21 protein-coding genes are annotated in these 18,316 nt (G+C 69.4%); 2 read left to right on the forward strand and 19 right to left on the reverse strand.

The genetic code is table 11. The features are described from left to right. Positions 1–19: 19 nt before the first annotated feature. The 3 genes from QE416_RS13495 to QE416_RS13505 all read right to left on the reverse strand — a co-directional run bounded on the left by QE416_RS13495 (position 20) and on the right by QE416_RS13505 (position 2,187). Positions 20–823: an isoprenyl transferase gene (locus QE416_RS13495; protein ID WP_210074916.1), complete on the reverse strand. Its 804-nt coding sequence runs from the start codon at positions 821–823 to the stop codon at positions 20–22. Further along, complete coding sequence (recO, locus tag QE416_RS13500) at positions 820–1,548, reverse strand: DNA repair protein RecO (RefSeq protein ID WP_307316940.1); 729 nt, start codon at positions 1,546–1,548, stop codon at positions 820–822. The genes QE416_RS13495 and recO overlap by 4 nt, the downstream gene beginning before the upstream one ends. A gap of 63 nt (positions 1,549–1,611) precedes the next feature. Next, entirely contained in the window at positions 1,612–2,187 is a 576-nt protein-coding gene (locus QE416_RS13505) for a hypothetical protein (RefSeq protein ID WP_307316941.1), read from the reverse strand. Positions 2,188–2,485: 298 nt separating this feature from the next. Here QE416_RS13505 and QE416_RS13510 point away from each other — a divergent pair, with 298 nt between their 5' ends. Further along, a complete protein-coding gene (locus QE416_RS13510; RefSeq protein ID WP_307316942.1) occupies positions 2,486–3,184 on the forward strand; it encodes a trimeric intracellular cation channel family protein in 699 nt (232 codons plus the stop codon). Between the two features lie 21 nt (positions 3,185–3,205). Here QE416_RS13510 and QE416_RS13515 read toward each other — a convergent pair whose 3' ends face one another. Both QE416_RS13515 and QE416_RS13520 read right to left on the reverse strand, forming a co-directional pair. Then, positions 3,206–3,988 (reverse strand): MOSC domain-containing protein, encoded by a 783-nt coding sequence (locus QE416_RS13515; RefSeq protein ID WP_307316943.1) that lies wholly within the window; start codon positions 3,986–3,988, stop codon positions 3,206–3,208. A 46-nt stretch (positions 3,989–4,034) separates the two neighbouring features. Next, on the reverse strand, positions 4,035–4,574 hold the full coding sequence (locus QE416_RS13520; protein WP_307316944.1) for a TetR/AcrR family transcriptional regulator: 540 nt from the start codon (positions 4,572–4,574) through the stop codon (positions 4,035–4,037). Positions 4,575–4,642: 68 nt separating this feature from the next. Here QE416_RS13520 and QE416_RS13525 point away from each other — a divergent pair, with 68 nt between their 5' ends. Beyond that, on the forward strand, positions 4,643–5,341 hold the full coding sequence (locus QE416_RS13525) for an SDR family oxidoreductase (protein ID WP_307316945.1): 699 nt from the start codon (positions 4,643–4,645) through the stop codon (positions 5,339–5,341). 21 nt (positions 5,342–5,362) lie between these two features. Here the strand turns inward: QE416_RS13525 and QE416_RS13530 are convergent, their stop codons facing one another. From QE416_RS13530 to QE416_RS13595, 14 genes are all read right to left on the reverse strand, one after another. Then, a complete protein-coding gene (locus QE416_RS13530; RefSeq protein ID WP_307316947.1) occupies positions 5,363–5,530 on the reverse strand; it encodes a hypothetical protein in 168 nt (55 codons plus the stop codon). A gap of 119 nt (positions 5,531–5,649) precedes the next feature. Beyond that, complete coding sequence (leuA, locus tag QE416_RS13535) at positions 5,650–7,410, reverse strand: 2-isopropylmalate synthase (protein WP_307316948.1); 1,761 nt, start codon at positions 7,408–7,410, stop codon at positions 5,650–5,652. A gap of 138 nt (positions 7,411–7,548) precedes the next feature. Next, the gene (locus QE416_RS13540; protein WP_307316949.1) at positions 7,549–8,094 is read right to left on the reverse strand and encodes a GNAT family N-acetyltransferase; all 546 of its coding nucleotides are present in this window, start codon (positions 8,092–8,094) and stop codon (positions 7,549–7,551) included. Between the two features lie 44 nt (positions 8,095–8,138). Beyond that, complete coding sequence (locus tag QE416_RS13545; protein ID WP_307316950.1) at positions 8,139–9,086, reverse strand: NADP-dependent oxidoreductase; 948 nt, start codon at positions 9,084–9,086, stop codon at positions 8,139–8,141. Between the two features lie 70 nt (positions 9,087–9,156). Then, the gene (era, locus tag QE416_RS13550; protein WP_307316951.1) at positions 9,157–10,050 is read right to left on the reverse strand and encodes a GTPase Era; all 894 of its coding nucleotides are present in this window, start codon (positions 10,048–10,050) and stop codon (positions 9,157–9,159) included. Further along, complete coding sequence (locus QE416_RS13555; protein ID WP_267787196.1) at positions 10,047–11,357, reverse strand: hemolysin family protein; 1,311 nt, start codon at positions 11,355–11,357, stop codon at positions 10,047–10,049. Before QE416_RS13555 ends, era begins: the two co-directional genes overlap by 4 nt. After that, the gene (ybeY, locus tag QE416_RS13560; protein ID WP_210074894.1) at positions 11,354–11,821 is read right to left on the reverse strand and encodes an rRNA maturation RNase YbeY; all 468 of its coding nucleotides are present in this window, start codon (positions 11,819–11,821) and stop codon (positions 11,354–11,356) included. The genes QE416_RS13555 and ybeY overlap by 4 nt, the downstream gene beginning before the upstream one ends. Next, positions 11,818–12,840 (reverse strand): PhoH family protein, encoded by a 1,023-nt coding sequence (locus QE416_RS13565; RefSeq protein WP_267789409.1) that lies wholly within the window; start codon positions 12,838–12,840, stop codon positions 11,818–11,820. The genes ybeY and QE416_RS13565 overlap by 4 nt, the downstream gene beginning before the upstream one ends. 49 nt (positions 12,841–12,889) lie before the next feature. Then, the gene (locus QE416_RS13570) at positions 12,890–13,237 is read right to left on the reverse strand and encodes an HIT domain-containing protein (RefSeq protein ID WP_307316954.1); all 348 of its coding nucleotides are present in this window, start codon (positions 13,235–13,237) and stop codon (positions 12,890–12,892) included. A 147-nt stretch (positions 13,238–13,384) separates the two neighbouring features. After that, a complete protein-coding gene (locus tag QE416_RS13575) occupies positions 13,385–14,119 on the reverse strand; it encodes a 16S rRNA (uracil(1498)-N(3))-methyltransferase (protein ID WP_307316957.1) in 735 nt (244 codons plus the stop codon). A 2-nt stretch (positions 14,120–14,121) separates the two neighbouring features. Then, positions 14,122–15,246, reverse strand: a complete 1,125-nt coding sequence (gene dnaJ / locus QE416_RS13580; protein WP_267787193.1) for a molecular chaperone DnaJ — start codon at positions 15,244–15,246, stop codon at positions 14,122–14,124. Between the two features lie 62 nt (positions 15,247–15,308). Continuing rightward, the gene (hrcA, locus tag QE416_RS13585) at positions 15,309–16,349 is read right to left on the reverse strand and encodes a heat-inducible transcriptional repressor HrcA (protein ID WP_267787192.1); all 1,041 of its coding nucleotides are present in this window, start codon (positions 16,347–16,349) and stop codon (positions 15,309–15,311) included. Between the two features lie 84 nt (positions 16,350–16,433). Next, entirely contained in the window at positions 16,434–17,651 is a 1,218-nt protein-coding gene (gene hemW / locus QE416_RS13590; protein ID WP_307316960.1) for a radical SAM family heme chaperone HemW, read from the reverse strand. Further along, positions 17,651–18,295 carry a DUF1990 family protein gene (locus tag QE416_RS13595; protein ID WP_307316961.1) on the reverse strand — a complete coding sequence of 215 codons (645 nt, stop codon included), beginning with the start codon at positions 18,293–18,295 and terminating at the stop codon, positions 17,651–17,653. The genes hemW and QE416_RS13595 overlap by 1 nt, the downstream gene beginning before the upstream one ends. Between the last annotated feature and the right edge of the window lie 21 nt (positions 18,296–18,316).

Below are 18,316 nucleotides of genomic sequence, written 5' to 3' on the forward strand. Positions count from 1 at the left end.
ATTCCGTTCGCGGCATCCGTCACGCGGTGGGGGTGTCCACCGCCCCGCCGAAGCGGCGATCGCGCGAGAGGTACAGACCGATCGCGTCCCACAGGTGCGTGCGACGGAAGTCGGGCCAGAGGGTGTCCAGGAACACCATCTCGGCGTACGCCGACTCCCACAGGAGGAAGTTCGAGGTGCGTTGCTCGCCGCTCGAGCGCACGAACAGATCGACGTCGGGCATGTCGGGCTGATACAGGTTCTTGCGGATGAGCTTCTCGGTCACCGCGGACGGCTTGAGCTTTCCGGCCGCGATGTCGTCGCCGATACGGCGCATGGCATCGACGATCTCGACGCGTCCGCCGTAGTTGACGCACATCGTGAGCGTGAGGGTCGAGTTGCCCTCGGTGAGCCGCTCCGCGTGCTGGAGCTCCTTGATCACCGAACCCCACAGGCGGGGCTTCCGGCCCGACCAGCGGATCCGCACCCCCCATTCGTTCAGCTGGTCGCGGCGACGGTGCAGCACCTCGCGGTTGAAGCCCATGAGAAAGCGCACCTCGTCGGGGGAACGCGACCAGTTCTCGGTAGAGAAGGCGTAGACCGACAGGTGCTTCACCCCCGCCTGGATGGCGCCGGCGACGACGTCGAGCAGAGCGGCCTCGCCCGCCCGGTGCCCCTCGACGCGCGTGAGGCCCTGCCGATTGGCCCAGCGGCCGTTGCCGTCCATCACGATCGCAACGTGCTCGGGGACGGACCCCTTGGGGTAGCTCGGCGGATACTCGCCGGTCCAGTCGAGGGGGCGGTACGGCACGGCGTCGCGGTGCGTGAAGGGTTTGGGGGTCATCGATGCGACTCCAGGTGCGAGAGGGAACGGATGCCACGTTCGAGGTGGAACTGCGCGTAGGCCGCCACGAGACCGGAGGCCGCCGCGGTCGTTCGGCCCGGGGCGGCGTCGACGACCTCCCACTCCCCCGCCATGAGAGCGCGGAGCACGTCGACTGTGTCGCGCGCCACGCGGGGCGAGCCCGCCGGGGCGCAGGTGGAGCAGATGACACCCCCGAGCTGGGGCAGGAAGTAGTCGTGATCGCCGACCGTGCCGCAGCGCGCGCACTCGGTCAACCCCGGCGCCCAGCCGGAGAGAGCCATGGCGCGCAGCAGGTACGCGTCGAGCACGCTGCGTTCGGCGTGCTCTCCGCGGGCGAGTGAGCGCAGGCCGCCGACCAGCAGGAGATACTGCTGCGGGGTCGCCTCGGCCTCGTTCAGTCGGTCGGCGGTCTCGACCATCGCGCTGGCGGTGGTGTAGCGGTCGTAGTCGGCGACGATGTCGGCCCCGTACGACCCGAGCGACTCGGCCTGCTGCACGATGTCGAGGTTGCGTCCCGTCGACAGCTGCACATCGGCGACCATGAACGGCTCGAGCCGAGACCCGAACTTCGAGGAGGTGCGTCGTACGCCCTTCGCGACCGCGCGGATCTTGCCGTTGCGACGGCTCAGCAGAGTGAGGATGCGGTCCGCCTCCCCGAGCTTGTGGGTACGCAGGACCACGACCTCGTCGCGGTAGGTGGGCACAGTCCATTATCCGCCCGGGCCCCCGAGAAGAGGCCGCGCGGGGCCGTGACGCGCCGCCCGCGGTCAGCGAGCGGGACTCTGCCGTCCCTGAAGAGGCCAGGAACCGTCGGGGACGGGCAGGTCGGGGCGGCTCTGCTGCAGGAAGTCGATGAGCTGCGGATACCCCAGCATGAGGCGCGTCGCCCCGAAGCGGGTCTTGCTCCCCGTCAGCGCGAGGATCCCCCCGAACCGATCGCCCGGGTTCGGGGCCAGAGCGGTGACTTCCGCGATCGGCACCTGCTGGGGGCCGCGCACGAGCCCGAACGACCACACCGAGTCGGGAGTGACCTCCAGACGCATACGTTTCATGCCCCGGGCGAGGAGGAGGAACAGAATTCCTCCCGCCAGCATCGCCGCCCCCGCGATCACCATGCCGATCTCGGGGTCGCGCACGAAGACGGCCGCGAGCAGCAGGATCACTCCGAGCGAAAGCACCGCGATGCCGACCGTGCGGATCAGCACGCGCTGCCACATCCGCGTCGAGACCACGAAGAGCACGCCCTCTCGTGTGGCCCGGGCCGTCGCGCGCGACGGTGATCGTCGGATGATCGCCGTGACGACGGTCGTGATCACTCCCGCGATGAGAGCGGCCACGGCCACGCTCGAATTCGCCCCCCAGTGCATCTGCACACCTCTTCTGCGGTTCGTGACCGCCTCGACGTTCTTGGCAGCACGAAACGGCCCCCTGTCACGATGAAACCTCACCGACCGCTCGCGCGCGGCCGCTGGACGCGCACCCGCGTGCGGTGATATCGCAGCATCCTCAGCGGTCCCGGTCGCGTCGCCCGCCCGGCTGAGCGCGGCCGAGGAGCCAGCGCGGCGACCGCAGCGTGCCGAACTCGGCAGACTCTGACGCGCCTGTCCGCTCCGCTCGCGTCACTCCCGGAGAATGGATGCCGTGAACCCCTCGGTCTTCGTCATCCCCCTGTGGGCGGATCTCACCGCCGTCGCCCTCGGCGGTGTTCAGGGGGCGCTGTTCGCCTCGGGGTTCCAGGGCCAGCGACGCCTCGATCTGCTGGGTGTGGCGATCATCGGCATCCTGCTCGGGATGGGCGGCGGTCTCATCCGTGATCTGCTGCTCGGGCTCACCCCCGCGACGCTCCAGAGCAACTGGTACCTCATCACCGCGACCCTCGCGTCGATCGTGGGAATGCTCCTGTCGGGGATCTTCCAACGGCTGAACCGCGCGATCATCATGCTCGATGCCGTCGTGATCGGTCTGTTCGGCGCCTTCGGCACGTCCAAGGCCCTGGCATTGGGGATGCCGGCGGTGCCCGCCGTGTTCGTGGGGGTTCTCTCCGCGGCGGGCGGAAGCGTGCTGCGAGATGTGCTCATGGGTCTGCCGGTCGCGATCATGCACGTCGGCTCGCTCTACGCGGTGGCCGCCGGGGGCGGCTGCGTCGTGCTCGCCACGACCGCGGCGTTCGGCGTCCCGCTTCCGCTGGCGGCGGTGATCGGCCTTATCGTGACGACCGTCATCCGCGTGCTCGCGGTGATCTTCGACCTCTCCCTGCCCGAGCAGCGCAAGCTCTACCGCCGCAAGGTCGCGGTCGAGACCACCGGCATCCCGATCATCCGATCCGACGACGCGCCCTGAGCGCCGAACCGGGGCCGTGCGTCACGCGTCGACGACAACCTCGTCGCCCGTGCGGATCGTGCCGTCGCCGTCGACGGGGAGCAGCAGGATGCCGAGGGTCGGCTCGTCCTGGCCGAACTCGGACGTGAGCACGCGGAGCAGGCGCGCATCGCGCACACCCGTGTCGGGGTTCGCGGTGATCGCCGCGCACCGCTCGATCGGCTTCTGCACCTCGAACACCACCTCACCGATGCGCACGCGAGCGTTCCAGTCGAGCTCCGCCCAGGCGGCGGTGCCCTTGACGACGATGTTCGAGCGGAAGCGGCGATCGTCCACCGGCGCGGGGACCGTGGCATCCAGGGCGGCGACCGAGGCCGCGCCGTGGAGCGAGACGAAACCGCGCGGGCGGTCCTGGAAGCGCGCCGTGCGGCCGTCGCCCAGAAGACCGAGGGGCAGGATGCCGTCGGCCTCCAGCAACTTCGCGTCGCTCGTCGTGCGCAGGTACGCCGTCACCGCCTCGGACAGACGTGCGCGCCCGCTCTCACTGAGATCGGCCTCGACGTCGATGTCGTCGACCCGCAGCCGGAGCGTCTGCGACTCGTCGTCGAAGGTCAGATCGACCCGTGCGAGCGTGGGGAACGTCATCAGCGCGAGACCGCGGCTCTTCGGGAACGTCGCGTCCGCCGGCTCGAGGGCGTCGGCGAAGCGGAACACGAGCGAGCGGTCCCCCTGCACGCGGCCGTCGTCTTGGATGACGAGCGTGTCGCGTCTCTCGGGTGTGAAGCCTTTGACGGGATAGCGGTAGAGAGCGTCGACGCGGATCACCTGTTCATCCTGGCATCCGACGTCGCGGAACGCGTCCGAGCGGAGCTCAGTCACCGCCCGGAAGCATCTCTCCGAGGATCCGCGCCGCCGTTTCCGCGTCGATGTCGCGAAGAGCGGGGACGTCGAGGAAGTGCCGCGCCATGGTCACGCCCATGATCGATGCGACGAGGATCGCCGCTCGCTGGTGCCGGTCTCGATCGCCGCCCGCGGCGAGGGCCGAGGCTCGCTCGTCGAGATAGGCGCTCATCGCATCCGCGGCCTCCGGTGAGCTCAGCATCGAGCGCATCAGCACGCGGGTGGGGGCGTCGAGCTTATGGAACCGAGCGAGCAGCACCTGCTCCAGATGGACGCCCACCTTGCCGTCCGCCTCGTCGAGCTCGGCGACGGGTCGTACCGCCAGAGCGAACAGAGCGCTCTTCGAGCCGTAGTGCTGCATCACGAGCGACGGGTCGACTCCCGCACGACCGGCGATCCGGCGGATCGTCGCGCCAGCCGGCCCCCGTTCGGCGAACTCCTCGCGCGCGGCCTCGAGGATGCGGTCGGCTGTTGCGGCGCGCTTCTCGGCTCGCGTCCCTGTGCGTTCCATATCTCCACTCTACAAACGTTGAGCGAAGGCGTACTGTTTCGCTCATCACTTGTTGAGCGGAGGATGCCATGACAGAAGCACACACTCGCCGGGCGTTGATCGTCGGAGCCTCGCGGGGACTCGGCCTCGCCCTCGTCGAGGAGTACGCCCGTCGGGGCGTCGAGGTCGTCGCGACGGTCCGTGATGCCGAGAGCGAGGCGCTTCGCGCCCTGACCGAGCGGTTCCCGGTCGCCGTCAAGCATGTCGACGTCACCGATGCCCTGCAGATATCGGCTTTGGCGCACCGGCTGGGGAGAGATCAGTTCGACCTGCTGTTCGTCGTCGCAGGCATTTCTCTCGCACCCGTCGACGAACCGGCGTCCGACATCGCCGATGACGCATTCACGCGGACCATGTTGACGAACGCGCTGGGCACCATGCGTGTCGTGGAGCGTCTCGCGGCCCTCGTCCCTCAGACGGGCACCATCGCGGTGATGTCATCCGGCCAGGGCAGCGTCGCGAACAACACCTCCGGCGGTTTCGAGGTCTACCGCGCGTCGAAGGCGGCGCTGAACCAGCTGATGCGGAGCTACGCCGCGCGGCACGCCGCCGAACCGAAGACGCTGCTCCTGCTGGCACCCGGCTGGATCCGCACCGACATGGGCGGCGAGAGTGCAGGTCTCGACATCGCCGAGGCCATTCCCCCGCTCGTCGACACGATAGAGGCTCAGCACGGGACACCGGGACTGCAGTACCTGGACCGCCACGGTGCGACCGTGCCGTGGTGACACGGCCGCACGCGGGTGAATTCACGAGCGGGCGAGCACCTCGCCGTGCGGGAGGAGGATCCACCCGTCGGAATCGGCTGCCCATTCGCGCCACGCGTTGGAGATCCGCTGCAACGTCTCGTCATCGGCGAGTCCGAGCCTCTTCGCGTGGCCCGCGAAGGCGGAGGCGAGCACTCGGTCGGCCCACATCCTCCCCACCAGGCGCGAGGTACGCCGCCGAGTCGGCGACGGTGCGTGCGGCGTGAGAGCGCAGCACGCTTTCGTGGTGTCCGTGGGCGTAGGCCACGGCCGTTCGCGCCGGACCGGAGTCAGACGCCGGCGAGGGCGTCGGACGACTGCCGCGTGCGGATCGCGCGATTGACACCCGAGACGATCGCCTTGAGCGAGGCGGTAGAGATGTCTCCGTCGATGCCGACGCCCCACAACCGCTGGTCGTCGACCTGCAGTTCGACGTAGGCGGCGGCCTGCGCGTCACCGCCCGAGCTGAGAGCATGCTCGACGTAGTCGTACAGCGTCACCTCGAAACCCTGCGATCGCACGATCTCGAGGAAGGCAGCGACCGGACCGTTTCCCACAGCCGACGCGGGGTGGCTCGAGTCGCCGTCGCGCAGCGTGATGTCGAGGTGCACATCCCCCGACATGTCGCTCGCCGAGCGGGTCGAGAGCAGTTCGAAGCGGCCCCAACGCTGGTCGTCGTCCGTCGACGGCAGGTACTCGTCGGTGAAGATGTCCCAGATCTGGCTGCTGGAGACCTCGCCGCCCTCGGCATCGGTGCGGGCCTGCACGACGCCGGAGAACTCGATCTGGAGCTTGCGGGGCAGGTCGATCGCGTGATCGGCCTTCAGCAGGTAGGCGACCCCGCCCTTGCCGGACTGCGAGTTGACGCGGATGACGGCCTCGTACGAGCGCCCCAGATCCTTCGGGTCGATCGGCAGGTAGGGAACCGCCCACTCGATGTCGTCGACGCTCTTACCCTCTGCGTCCGCGCGGGCCTGCATCGCCTCGAAGCCCTTCTTGATGGCATCCTGATGCGATCCGCTGAACGCGGTGAACACCAGGTCGCCGGCCCAGGGGCTGCGCTCGGGAACGGGCAGCTGGTTGCAGTACTCGACGGTGCGCTTGACCTGGTCGATGTCGCTGAAGTCGATCTGCGGGTCGATGCCCTGCGTCAACAGGTTGATGCCCAGGGCGACGAGGTCGACGTTGCCGGTGCGCTCACCGTTGCCGAACAGGCAGCCCTCGATGCGATCGGCGCCGGCCAGGTACCCCAGCTCCGCGGCGGCCACGGCCGTGCCTCGGTCGTTGTGCGGGTGCAGCGACAGGATGACGTTCTCGCGGTGGTTCAGGTGGCGCGACATCCACTCGATCGAGTCGGCGTAGACGTTGGGAGTCGCCATCTCGACCGTGGCCGGCAGGTTCAGGATGACCTTGCGCTCGGGAGTGGGCTCGAAGACCTCGAGCACCTCGTTGCAGATGCGCAGCGCGAACTCGAGCTCCGTCCCGGTGTAGCTCTCGGGCGAGTACTCGTAGAAGACCTCGGTCTGCGGGATGGTCTTCTCGTACTGCTTGCACAGCCGCGCGCCCTCAAGGGCGATGTCGACGATGCCCTGCTGGTCGGTGCGGAACACCACCTCGCGCTGCAAGACGCTCGTGGAGTTGTACAGGTGCACGATCGCCTGCTTGGCGCCGGCGATCGCCTCGTACGTGCGGGCGATCAGGTGCTCTCGCGCCTGGGTCAGCACCTGGATGGTGACGTCCTCGGGGATCAGATCCTCTTCGATCAGCTGACGCACGAAATCGAAGTCGGTCTGGCTCGCGCTTGGGAACCCGACCTCGATCTCCTTGTACCCCATCTTCACGAGCAGATCGAACATCACGCGCTTGCGCTCCGGGCTCATCGGGTCGATGAGCGCCTGGTTGCCGTCACGCAGATCGACGGCGCACCAGCGGGGGGCGACCTCGATCCGCTTCGACGGCCAGGTGCGATCGGGCAGATCGACCGCGATCTGCTCGTGGAACGGACGGTACTTGTGTACCGGAGCGGACGTGGGCTTCTGGGTGTTCTTCATGATGTGTCGCTTCTTTAGATTCGTTCGGTGGGGCCGACGACGATCTCCGCGACGAGGAAGGCCCTTAGATCGAGGACTCGTCGCGGCAACTAAGAAGAAGCTGGCCACCGAAGCGCATGCAGCGATCGTAGCAGTCCCTCACGCGCCGCTCGCGTCCCCGGACATCCACTCGCGATCGAGAACGGCGTAGACGAGCAGGTCGCTCCACCGTCCCTTGAACCACTCGTTCTCGACGAAATGCGCCTCGCGACGCAGGCCGAGGCGCTCGGCCAGCGCCACGGAACGCGCATTGTCGGCGTCGATCTGGGCGACGAGACGCCGGAGGCCATAGACCTCGAACGCCGTGTCGATGAGCGCGCGCACCGCCTCGGTAGCGAGACCGCGACCCGATGCCGCCGGGCTCACGACCCACCCGATCTCGGCGGATCCTGCCTCGATGTCGAGGTGGAAGAGCACGAGGTCACCGATCACCGTGCCGTCGTGCTCGATGACGAGCATGACGCCGCCGCGCTCGCCCTCGAGCGAGGTCCCTCCCATGAGGTGGCCGTTGCGGCGGCGGATGTCGTCGGGCGACTGCGGCTCGAACGGCAAGAAGCGACAGACGTCGGCGTCGCCGCGGTAGGTCGCCATAGCCTCGAGGTCGCTCTCCTCGAACGGACGCAGACGCACGCGCTGGCGATCCACCTGGAGCGATTCCGGCGCCGGGAGCAGAGAGAACGGTGACCCTCTCACGGCAGCAGCGCGACCTTCCCGCCGGGGTGGCCGTCCATGACGAAACCGACGGCCTCGACCGCCTCGGTGAGGGGGTACGTCCGAGCGAGGGGGACCTCGAGATCACCGGATGCCGCCAGCTCGAGCACCCGGGCACGGGCGATGTCACGGAAGCGGGCGCTCTCGGGGCGCGAACCGGCGATCCACAGCACGCCGTCCTTCTTCGCGCGCTCGGGGTCGACGATCGTGACGATGCGGTCGCGCTCGGCGACGAGGGCGAGGGAGACGTCGAACGCCTCGTCGGTGCCGACGGCGTCCCACGCTGCGGCGATGGGGGCGCCTTCTGCCGCCGCTTCGACGCGCTCGCGCAGACCGACGCCGTAGGCCACCGGAATGCCGCCGTAGCGACGGACGCGGTCGGCCGAGTCCTCGGCATCCGGCCCCACCGTCCCGATGACTCGGACACCGAGTTCGCGCGCCTGCTGGAGCAGGCTGACGCCCACCGCACCGGAGGCGGCATGGAGCAGGACGGTGTCGCCCTCGACGACACGGGTGACCTGGATCATCTCGGCGGCGGTGGTGCCGGCGAGCAGGAGGTTCGCGGCCTCGGGGTGCGAGAGGTTCGCCGGCTTTGCGAAGACGTCGCGCGCGGGGACCGTGAGTTCGGTGGCGTAGGCGCCGTGCACGCGGAAAGCGACGACCTCATCGCCGACGTGAAGCGGGCCCGAGCCGCCGAGGGCATCGGGGCCGACGGCGATCACCTCGCCGGACAGCTCATAGCCGATCGGCACGGGGAACTCGGCGCCGGGCCGCGCGGTGGCGACGTGCTTGGCGTCCGCGGGATTGACACCCGCCGCGTGCACCCGGACGCTCACTTCACCCGGGCCGGGAGGCGCGAGCTCGACCTCGTCGAAGCTCCACGTGTCGATCGGGCCCGGAGCCGGGGCCGTCCACCTCATCGCCATGGTCACGCCTTTCGTTGCGGGTGTTCGCCGCCGAGCCGCGACCGGGCACGACAGGTTCGGAGAGGGGCGGTCAGAAGCCGAGGCGACCGAGCTGCTTCGGGTCGCGCTGCCATTCCTTGGCGACGCGGACGTGCAGGGACAGATAGACGCGACCGCCGACGAGCGGCTCGATGCCGGCGCGGGCGCGCGCTCCCACGTCGGCCAGGCGCGAACCCTTCTTGCCGATGATGATCGCCTTCTGGCTGTCGCGCTCGACGACGATGTTCGCCCAGACGTCGGTGAGGTCGCTGTCCTCGCGCGGAGCGACGTCGTCCACGGTCACCGCGATCGAGTGCGGGAGTTCGTCGCGAACGCCGTGAAGGGCTGCCTCGCGGATGATCTCGGCGATGCGGTCCTCGAGGGCCTCGTCGGTGACCACGTCGTCTGCGTACAGCGCGGGGCCGACCGGCATGAGGGCGAGGAGCTCGTCGCTCAGCACGTCGAGCTGGTCGTTCGTGACGGCTGAGAGCGGGATGACCGCAGCCCAGTCCTCGCGAAGCGTGTCGACCTCGATGAGTCGCTCGGTGATCTGATCGCGCGTCGCGGCATCTGTCTTCGTGACGAGGGCCACCTTCTTCGCGCGCGGGTAACCCGAGAGCGATTCGGCGATGCGGCGATCGCCGGGACCGACCTTCTCGGTCGCGGGGGCGCAGAACGCGATCACGTCGACGTCGCCGAGCACCTGTTCGACGAGATCGTTCAGACGCTGACCGAGAAGGGTGCGAGGACGATGGATGCCGGGAGTGTCGACGACCACGAGCTGACCGCCGGGACGGTTGACGATGCCGCGGATGGCGCGGCGGGTGGTCTGCGGCTTGTCGCTCGTGATGGCGACCTTCTCGCCCACCAGGGCGTTGGTCAGCGTGGACTTGCCGACGTTCGGCCGGCCCACGAAGGTCACGAAGCCGGATCGGGTGTCGGTCATCTGTCGTTCCTCTCACGCGGCGAGGGCTCTGCCTCGGCGTCTTCTTCGTCCATCGTCTCAGCCCGCTCCACGATCACCGTGGCGATACCGCGGTTGCGACCGCGCGAGGCGCCCCCGGTCATGACGAGACCGGAGTGCTCGGCCGTCGCGCCCGGCTGTGGGATGCGGCCCAGGGCCTTGCCCAGAAGGCCGCCGATGGAATCCACGTCTTCGTCGTCGAGTTCGAGACCGAACAGGTCGCCGACCTCGTCGAGGCCGAGGCGCGCGTTGACGCGGTAACGGCCGTCGCCCAGCTCGACGATCTCGGTGGACGGGGCGTCGTACTCGTCGGCGATCTCGCCCACGAGCTCTTCGATCAGGTCTTCGAGGGTCACCAGGCCCGCGACTCCGCCGTACTCGTCGACGACGAGGCAGACGTGCACGGCGTCCTTCTTCATCTGCTGGAGAAGGGTCTCTGCCTTCATCGACTCGGGGACGAAGACGGCCGGACGCGCGATGCGCCGAATCGGGGCATCGCGCCAACCGGCCTCGTCACGGAAGCCGAACTGGACGAGGTCCTTGAGGTACAGCACGCCGACGACGTCGTCCGCCTCGTCGTCGGCGAGGGGGATGCGGGAGACCCCCTTCTCGAGGAACAGCGCGAGTGCCTCGCGGGAGGTGGCCGCGGCATCCACGCTCACCATGTCGGTGCGGGGGACCATGACTTCGCGCACGTAGCGGTCGGTGAAGTCGAAGACCGAGTGGATGAGCTCGCGATCGTCCTGCTCGATCAATTCGTTCTCGGCGGCCTCGTCGATGATGCTGAGCAGCTGCTCCTCGGACGCGAACGAGGTCGAGTGGGCGACACCGGGCGTCACGCGGTTGCCCACCGCGACAAGGCCGTGGGCGAGGGGTCCGAGCAGGATGCGCATGCCGCGGATGACCGGCGCTCCCCCACGGAGCAGCCCGCGAGCGTGCTGCCGTCCGACGGAACGCGGACTCGCGCCGACGGCGACGAAGGAGATACCCGTCATCAGCACGGCCGCCGCGAGGACCGCGAGCAGGATGTTGTCGAAGATGAGCATGAAGGCCGCGGCGACCAGCACAGCCGCGGTCGTCTCGGCGAGGACGCGGATGAAGGAGACGGCGGTGACGTGGGCGTTCGTGTCGTCGCCGATGCGACGCAGAGACCGCGCGTTGCGGCCGCCCGACCCGAGCTCGATCAGGTCGACTCGCGAAGTCACGCCCAGCGCCGCCTCGAATGCCGCCATCAGGCCGCCGAAGGCGACGAGGAGGAACGCGGCGACGAGGAGCAGGGCCTCGGTCATGCGCGGCGCTGGCGCTCGACGGCCTGGAAGCCGGTGATGAGCTCGCGCTGCAGGCCGAACATCTCGCGCTCCTCGTCGGGCTCGGCGTGGTCGAAGCCGAGGAGGTGCAGGAGCCCGTGGGTCGTGAGCAGGATCAGCTCGTCCTGTGTGGAGTGCTTCGCAGCGACGGCCTGGGTTTCGGCCACAGCCGGGCAGAGAACGATGTCGCCGAGCAAGCCCGCGGGCGTGGGGGCGTCTTCGGAACCGGGACGCAGCTCGTCCATCGGAAAGCTGAGCACATCGGTGGGGCCGGGCTCGTCCATCCACTGCACGTGCAGGGATTCCATGGCGCCCTCGTCGACGAGCACGATGGCCACGTCGGCGTCGGCGCTGACGTGCAGCTCCGCGAGGTTGTACTCCATCAGACGCAGCAGGACCTGCTCGTCGATCTGGTGGTCGGACTCGTTGTTGATCTCGATCGTCATGAGCGGTTTCGTCTCGGGAGGTGATCGCGGGGACCGGCGGCGCTCGGGCCGCGTCGCTCCGCACGGGTGGCGAATTCGGATGCCTCGTCGCGTTCGCGACGTGCGGCCAGGCGCTTCTCGTCGTACTCGCTGTAGGCGTCGACGATGCGGCCCACGAGGTTGTGGCGCACGACGTCGTCGCTGGTGAGGCGGGAGAAATGGATGTCGTCGATGTCGTCGAGTACGCGCGTGACGAGTCGCAGTCCCGAGGCGCCCTGCGGGAGATCGACCTGCGTGATGTCGCCGGTCACGACCATGCGCGTGCCGAAGCCGAGGCGCGTGAGGAACATCTTCATCTGCTCGGGAGTGGTGTTCTGCGCCTCGTCGAGCACGACGAAGGAGTCGTTCAACGTGCGACCGCGCATGTACGCCAGCGGCGCGACCTCGATCGTGCCGGTCGCCATGAGCTTGGGGACGATGTCGGGGTCCATCATCTCGTTGAGCGCGTCGTAGAGCGGGCGAAGATACGGGTCGATCTTGTCGGTGAGCGTGCCCGGGAGGAACCCGAGCCGCTCCCCCGCCTCGACGGCCGGCCGCGTCAGGATGATGCGGTTGACTTCTTTGCGCTGCAGCGCCTGCACGGCCTTGGCCATGGCCAGATAGGTCTTGCCGGTACCGGCGGGGCCGATGCCGAAGACGATGGTGTTCTCGTCGATCGCGTCGACGTACTCTTTCTGGCCCGCGGTCTTGGGACGGATGGTCTTGCCGCGCGACGAGAGGATCGCCTCGCCCATCACCTCGGAGGGTCGGGGACCGCCGTCGGAGAGCATGCGGTTCGAGCTCGACACGTCGGACGGGTCGAGGCCCTGCCCCGAGCGGGTCATGCTGAGCAGCTCGTCGACGAGGCCGCGGGCCGCGCGCACCGCACCGGGTGCGCCCGACAGGGTGATCTCGTTGCCGCGCACGTGCACGTCGACGTCGGGGTGTTCCTTCTCGACCACGCGGAGGAGGCGATCCTGCGGGCCGAGAAGCTGCACCATGGCCACGCCGTCGACCTGGATGTGGTCGGAGACGGTTTCTTCGGCGGAATCAGCCACCCAAGCTCTTTTCGTTCAGGCCACCCGCGAGGACGTGGGCGTGCACATGGAAGACGGTCTGGCCGGCGCCCTCGCCGGTGTTGAAGATGAGGCGGAAGTCGCCGTCGGCGTGCGCGGCGGCAACCGAGTGGGCGAGCCCGATGATCTCGGCGAGCAGGTCGGGATCGCCCGCGGCCAGCTCGACGACGTTGCAGTACTGCTGCGTCTTGGGGATGACGAGCAGGTGCACCGGCGCCTGAGGCGCGATGTCGCGGATCGCGAAGGCGTTCTCGGTCTCGGCCACGATCTCGGCGGGGATCTCGCCCCGCAGGATGCGCGTGAAGATCGACGGTTCGCTCATAGCATCCAGTCTAGTGACGGCCTCCGACACCCAGGTCGGGGGTTCCGGCATCCGTCGCTCTCCGAGGCGCCGGCACGGCCCGGAGATCGGGGCTGAGACGTCGGGCCTCGATCCCCGCGAGCGCCGGAGCGGAAAGACGGAACGCCGTCACCAGCGCCCGTATGCCGCCGACAGCACCGAGATCGCCGCAGCCCCCGCGGTCGATGTCCGCAGCACCGTGTCTCCGAGGCGCACGAGCCGCGCGCCGGCCGCCACGAGCGCTGAGAGCTCCTCGGGCGCGATCCCGCCCTCCGGGCCGACGACAAGCAGCACCTCGCGGCCGTCCGACGCCTCCGCGGCCACCTCGGTGAGGCGAGCGGATGCCGACGGCTCGAGCACCAGGATCACAGCGGTGCCCGCAGCCTCGACGAGGTCGGCGGTGCGCGCAACCGCCCGGACCTCGGGTATCCAGGCACGATGAGCCTGCTTCGCCGCTTCGCGGACGATGGCGCGCCAGCGCGCGAGACCCTTCTCGGCCTTCGAATCCCAGCGCGAGACGCTTCGCGCTGCCTGCCACGGCACGATCGCGTCGACACCGAGCTCGGTGGCTGCCTGCACGGCGAGTTCGTCGCGGTCGCCCTTGGCGAGGGCCTGGACGAGCACGAAGCGCGGAGAGGGCTCGGGCAGCTCGTCGCGCCCGGTGACGCGCACGTCGACCTGTTTCGGGGTCGCCGCGGTCACGATGCCCGACAGCCACACACCGCGACCGTCGCCGAGCGTCACCGCCTCGTCGACGCGCACGCGCCGGACGGCCGAGGCGTGGTGCGCCTCGGCGCCGGTGAGCTCGACGGTGTCGCCCGGACGGGCGGGACCGGCGTCGTCGGTGACGAAGTGCAGTGCCACGATCAGTGCCGGAAGCGGTCGCGGAACTTGCTGAACATGCCCTGCTGGTGCTCGGCCAGGCGGGGCTTCGGGGCCTTCGTGCGCTTCGCGAACTCCTCGATGAGGGCGCGCTCCTTGTGGTCGAGGCGGGTGGGGGTGACGACGTGCACGCCGACGCGGAGGTCTCCTCGTTGGCTCCCCCGCAGCGGCGTGATCCCGCGGCCCTTGATGGTCAGGACATCTCCCGATTGCACGCCCGGTCGCACCTCGAGGTCGACGCTGCCGTCGAGGGACTGGATCGTGGTGTTCGTGCCGAGGATGGCATCCGGCATCGACACCTCGAGGGTTGCGACCAGATCATCGCCCTCTCGGCTGAAGGACTCGTGCGTCTCGACGGTGATCTCGAGATAGAGGTCGCCGTTGGGACCGCCCGCGGGCCCGACCTCGCCGGAGCCGGGCAGCTGCAGGCGCAGGCCCGACTCGACACCGGCGGGGATGTCGACCGACACCGTGCGCCGAGCGCGCACGCGCCCCTGCCCCTGGCAGGTGCCGCACGGGTACGGAATGGTCGTGCCGTGACCCTGGCAGACACTGCAGGGAGCGCTGGTGACGACGTTGCCGAGCAGGCTGCGCACCGTGCGCTGCACGTGGCCGGAGCCGTGGCAGATGTCGCAGGTGACCTCACTGGTGCCGGGCTGCGTGCAGGCTCCCTGGCAGGTCTCGCACAGGACGGCGGTGTCGACCTCGAGGTCGCGGTGGGTGCCGAAGACGACGTCGCCCAGGTCGAGGGTGACGCGCACGAGGGCATCTTGGCCGCGCTCACGACGCGAACGCGGACGGGGTCCGCGGCCGCCGCCGCCCTGACCGCCGCCACCGAAGAACGTCTCGAAGATGTCGCTGAAGCCTCCGAAGCCGGCCGCTCCCCCGCCGCCGAAGGGGCTCTGGTCGCCCCCCATGTCGTAACGGCGACGCTGCTCCGGGTCGCTCAGCACGTCGTAGGCGTGGGTGACGAGCTTGAAGCGCTCTGAGGCGTCGTCTCCGGGGTTCACATCGGGGTGCAGCTGGCGCGCCAGACGGCGATACGCCTTCTTGATGTCTTCGGGGCTGGCGTCGCGTTCGACGCCGAGGACCTCGTAGTGGTCAGCCACAATCGCCTTCCTGTCCGCTTGCGCGGGGTCGTTCTCGGGTGGGGTGCTCGGTGAGTTCGGCGTCAGCGAGACGTGTCGTCGTCTTCGAGCATCCGGGTCAGATAGTGCGCGACGGCTCGGACCGCCGCGAGATTGGAGGAGTAATCCATGCGGGTAGGGCCCAGCAGGCCGACACGCGCTCCGCCCGTCGAGCCGTCGTAGCGGCTGGCCAGCACCGAGGCCTCGACGAGACCGAAGGGCTCGTTCTCGCGGCCGATGCTGGCCGACAGGCCCTTCTCGTCGGCGACCATCTCGCTCATCAGACGCAGGAGCGTCACCTGCTCCTCGATGGCCTCGAGCAGCGGGTAGATGCTGCCGCGGAAGTCGGACTCGCGCCGGGCGAGCGTCGCGGCCCCGGCCATGACGAGGCGGTCCTGGCGGAACTCCTCGAGCTCTTCGCCCACGATGCGCAGCACCGCGTCGGAGATCGCGTCGAGGGCGACACCGGGCCGTGGTCCGTCGGCGAGCACCGCCTGCACCTGGTGCGAGCTGTCGGCGACGCTGCGTCCGACCAGCACCGCCCCCACGCGGGCGCGCAGCTGCACGATGTCTGCCTCGCTCGGCTCGGCGGGCACGAGAGCGATCCGTTGCGACACCCGGCCGGTGTCGGTGACGAGGATCACCAGCACGCGCGGTCCGCCGAGGGCGACGAGCTCGACGTGGGTCACGTTGGCACGGGCGAACGAGGGATACTGCACGATCGCGACTTGTCCGGTCAGCTGCGTGAGCGCGCGGACGGTGCGGGCGAGCAGGTCGTCGAGATCGCCCGCTTCGTCGAGGAACGAGGTGATCGCGCTGCGCTGGGCGCCCGAGAGCGGGCGGAGTTCTGCGAGGTGATCGACAAAGACGCGGTAGCCCTTGTCGGTGGGGACGCGCCCCGACGAGGTATGCGGGGCGACGATGAGCTCTTCGTCCTCGAGCAATGCCATGTCGTTGCGAATGGTCGCCGCCGACACCCCGAACGCGTGGCGGTCGACGATCGCCTTGCTGCCGACGGGTTCGCGCGTATCGACGTAATCCTGGACGATTGCGCGGAGCACCTGGAGGCCTCGTTCCGACACCATGAGCTGCTCCTCCCGTCTGGCACTCGCATCTGCGGAGTGCCAATTCTACGGGATCGGTCCGACACGGTGCCGGGGGCTCGCGGATCAGACCGTGAGCGCTCGCACCACGGCATCCGCCAGCAGGCGCCCGCGCAGGGTCAGCACGATGCGTCCCCGCACGGCATCCCGGCCCTCGATCAGGCCGTCGGCGATGAGGGATGCGACCGCCTTACGCCCTTCGCCGAGGATCTCCGAGACCGCCAGCCCCTCGCGGATACGGCTGCGCAGCAGCACCGACTCGAGTCGGCGCGCCGTGTCGTCGGGACGTTCCCGCGCCGCGGCCGGAGACTCGAGCGCGGCCAGGCGCTGCGCGTACGCCGCGGGGTGCTTCACGTTCCACCAGCGCAGGCCGCCGACGTGACTGTGCGCACCGGGGCCGAACCCCCACCAGTCGCTCCCGCGCCAGTAGGCGAGGTTGTGCCGCGAGCGGTGCGAGACGCCCCGCGACCAGTTCGACACCTCGTACCAGTCGAACCCGGCGGCACCGAGCAGCTCGTCGGCCAGCTCGTACATGTCGGCCTGCACATCGTCATCGGGCATGGACACGACGCCCGAGCGGATCTGGCGTGCGAGCTTCGTGCCGTCTTCGACGATCAGCGCGTACGCCGAGATGTGGTCGGGTTCGAGTGCGATGGCTGCCTCGAGCGACGCACGCCAGTCGTCGAGCGACTCCCCCGGCGCGCCGTAGATGAGGTCGACCGACACGTCGAGGCCGGCCCGGCGAGCTGCGGCCACGGCGGTGGCGACGTTCAGGGGGTCGTGCGTGCGGTCCAGGACCGCGAGCACGTGCGGTCGCGCCGACTGCATGCCGATCGACAGGCGGGTGACTCCGGCGTCGGCGAGCGTGCGCGCGACGGCGTCGTCGACCGTGTCGGGGTTCGCCTCGACGGTGACCTCGGCAGCGGCGTCGATCCCGAACTCGTCGCGCACCGCTGCGAGCATCCGCGCCAGATCCCCCGGCGGCAGAAGCGTGGGCGTGCCTCCTCCGAAGAACACGGTGGATGCCGGGCGGCGGCCGCCCGCGGCATCCATCACTCCCCCCGCCAGGCGTACTTCGGCGGCGAGCGTGTCGGCGAAATCGTCTTGCCGGGCGCCGCGCAGCTCACTCGCGGTGTACGTGTTGAAATCGCAGTAGCCGCAGCGCACCCGGCAGAAGGGAACGTGCAGGTACACGCCGAAATCGGCCGCCGGGTCGATGTCGAGGTCGGTCGGCAGGTGTCCGTCGACGGGGGCGGGGTCTCCGAGCGGGAGGGGACCGCCCATCAGGACGCGTACAGCGGCGAGATGGCGCGCAGGTACCGGGCGAACAGCGCCTTGCGGCGGCGGCGCACGCGGCTGGTGAAGAGGCGGTAGGTGGGAGCAGTGGGGCGATCGAACGCGCGGACCACGAGCCAGACCTCGTCGTTGTCGCGCCACTCGACCGCGAACAGCTCTTCGCCGCTGACGATCGAGTGACCGACCGTGCCGAGGATGAACCCGACGCGGCGCGGTTCTTCGAAGACCGAGATGACGCGCAGCTCGGCGTCGGCGCGGTGACCGTCGACCTTGCCATGCAGGCGGACACCCGTCCCAGGGCTGACGAAGGGCGTGCCGTCGGCGGCGAAACGCTGCTCGGCCTCGAGGCTGCTGGGCGCGACGGGTGCGCCGTCGGCGTCGAAGCCGACGCCCGAGTACCCCTCGCCCGATGCCGGGCGCACATCGCTGATGCTCAGCTCGCCGTTGCGCAGCGGAGCCCACGACAGCAGCAGCTCGCTCGCCGAGGCGAAGCGCTCCTCACCGCTGCCGATACGCCACGCGTCCTCTGCGGGAACGGAGTTCTCGGGCGGGTACTGCATCAGATCATGCGCCTGGGTGGCGCCGACAGCCGCGTAGTCGACCGTGTCATCGGTGAAGTTCTGCCTGCGCATGGTTCACCCCTCTCGGTGTGG

The organism is Microbacterium sp. SORGH_AS_0421 (genome assembly GCF_030818635.1).
Classification (GTDB): Bacteria; Actinomycetota; Actinomycetes; order Actinomycetales; family Microbacteriaceae; genus Microbacterium.

Coding starts and splice junctions, on each gene's coding strand:
- QE416_RS13495 (WP_210074916.1), bottom strand. CDS start 823: ATGACCCCCAAACCCTTCACGCACCGCGACGCCGTGCCGTACCGCCCC.
- QE416_RS13570 (WP_307316954.1), bottom strand. CDS start 13,237: ATGAGCGAACCGTCGATCTTCACGCGCATCCTGCGGGGCGAGATCCCC.
- QE416_RS13545 (WP_307316950.1), bottom strand. CDS start 9,086: ATGGCGATGAGGTGGACGGCCCCGGCTCCGGGCCCGATCGACACGTGG.
- hrcA (WP_267787192.1), bottom strand. CDS start 16,349: ATGGTGTCGGAACGAGGCCTCCAGGTGCTCCGCGCAATCGTCCAGGAT.
- QE416_RS13530 (WP_307316947.1), bottom strand. CDS start 5,530: ATGTGGGCCGACCGAGTGCTCGCCTCCGCCTTCGCGGGCCACGCGAAG.
- ybeY (WP_210074894.1), bottom strand. CDS start 11,821: ATGACGATCGAGATCAACAACGAGTCCGACCACCAGATCGACGAGCAG.
- hemW (WP_307316960.1), bottom strand. CDS start 17,651: ATGGGCGGTCCCCTCCCGCTCGGAGACCCCGCCCCCGTCGACGGACAC.
- leuA (WP_307316948.1), bottom strand. CDS start 7,410: ATGAAGAACACCCAGAAGCCCACGTCCGCTCCGGTACACAAGTACCGT.
- QE416_RS13595 (WP_307316961.1), bottom strand. CDS start 18,295: ATGCGCAGGCAGAACTTCACCGATGACACGGTCGACTACGCGGCTGTC.
- QE416_RS13555 (WP_267787196.1), bottom strand. CDS start 11,357: ATGACCGAGGCCCTGCTCCTCGTCGCCGCGTTCCTCCTCGTCGCCTTC.
- QE416_RS13525 (WP_307316945.1), top strand. CDS start 4,643: ATGACAGAAGCACACACTCGCCGGGCGTTGATCGTCGGAGCCTCGCGG.
- era (WP_307316951.1), bottom strand. CDS start 10,050: ATGACCGACACCCGATCCGGCTTCGTGACCTTCGTGGGCCGGCCGAAC.
- QE416_RS13520 (WP_307316944.1), bottom strand. CDS start 4,574: ATGGAACGCACAGGGACGCGAGCCGAGAAGCGCGCCGCAACAGCCGAC.
- QE416_RS13565 (WP_267789409.1), bottom strand. CDS start 12,840: ATGGTGCAGCTTCTCGGCCCGCAGGATCGCCTCCTCCGCGTGGTCGAG.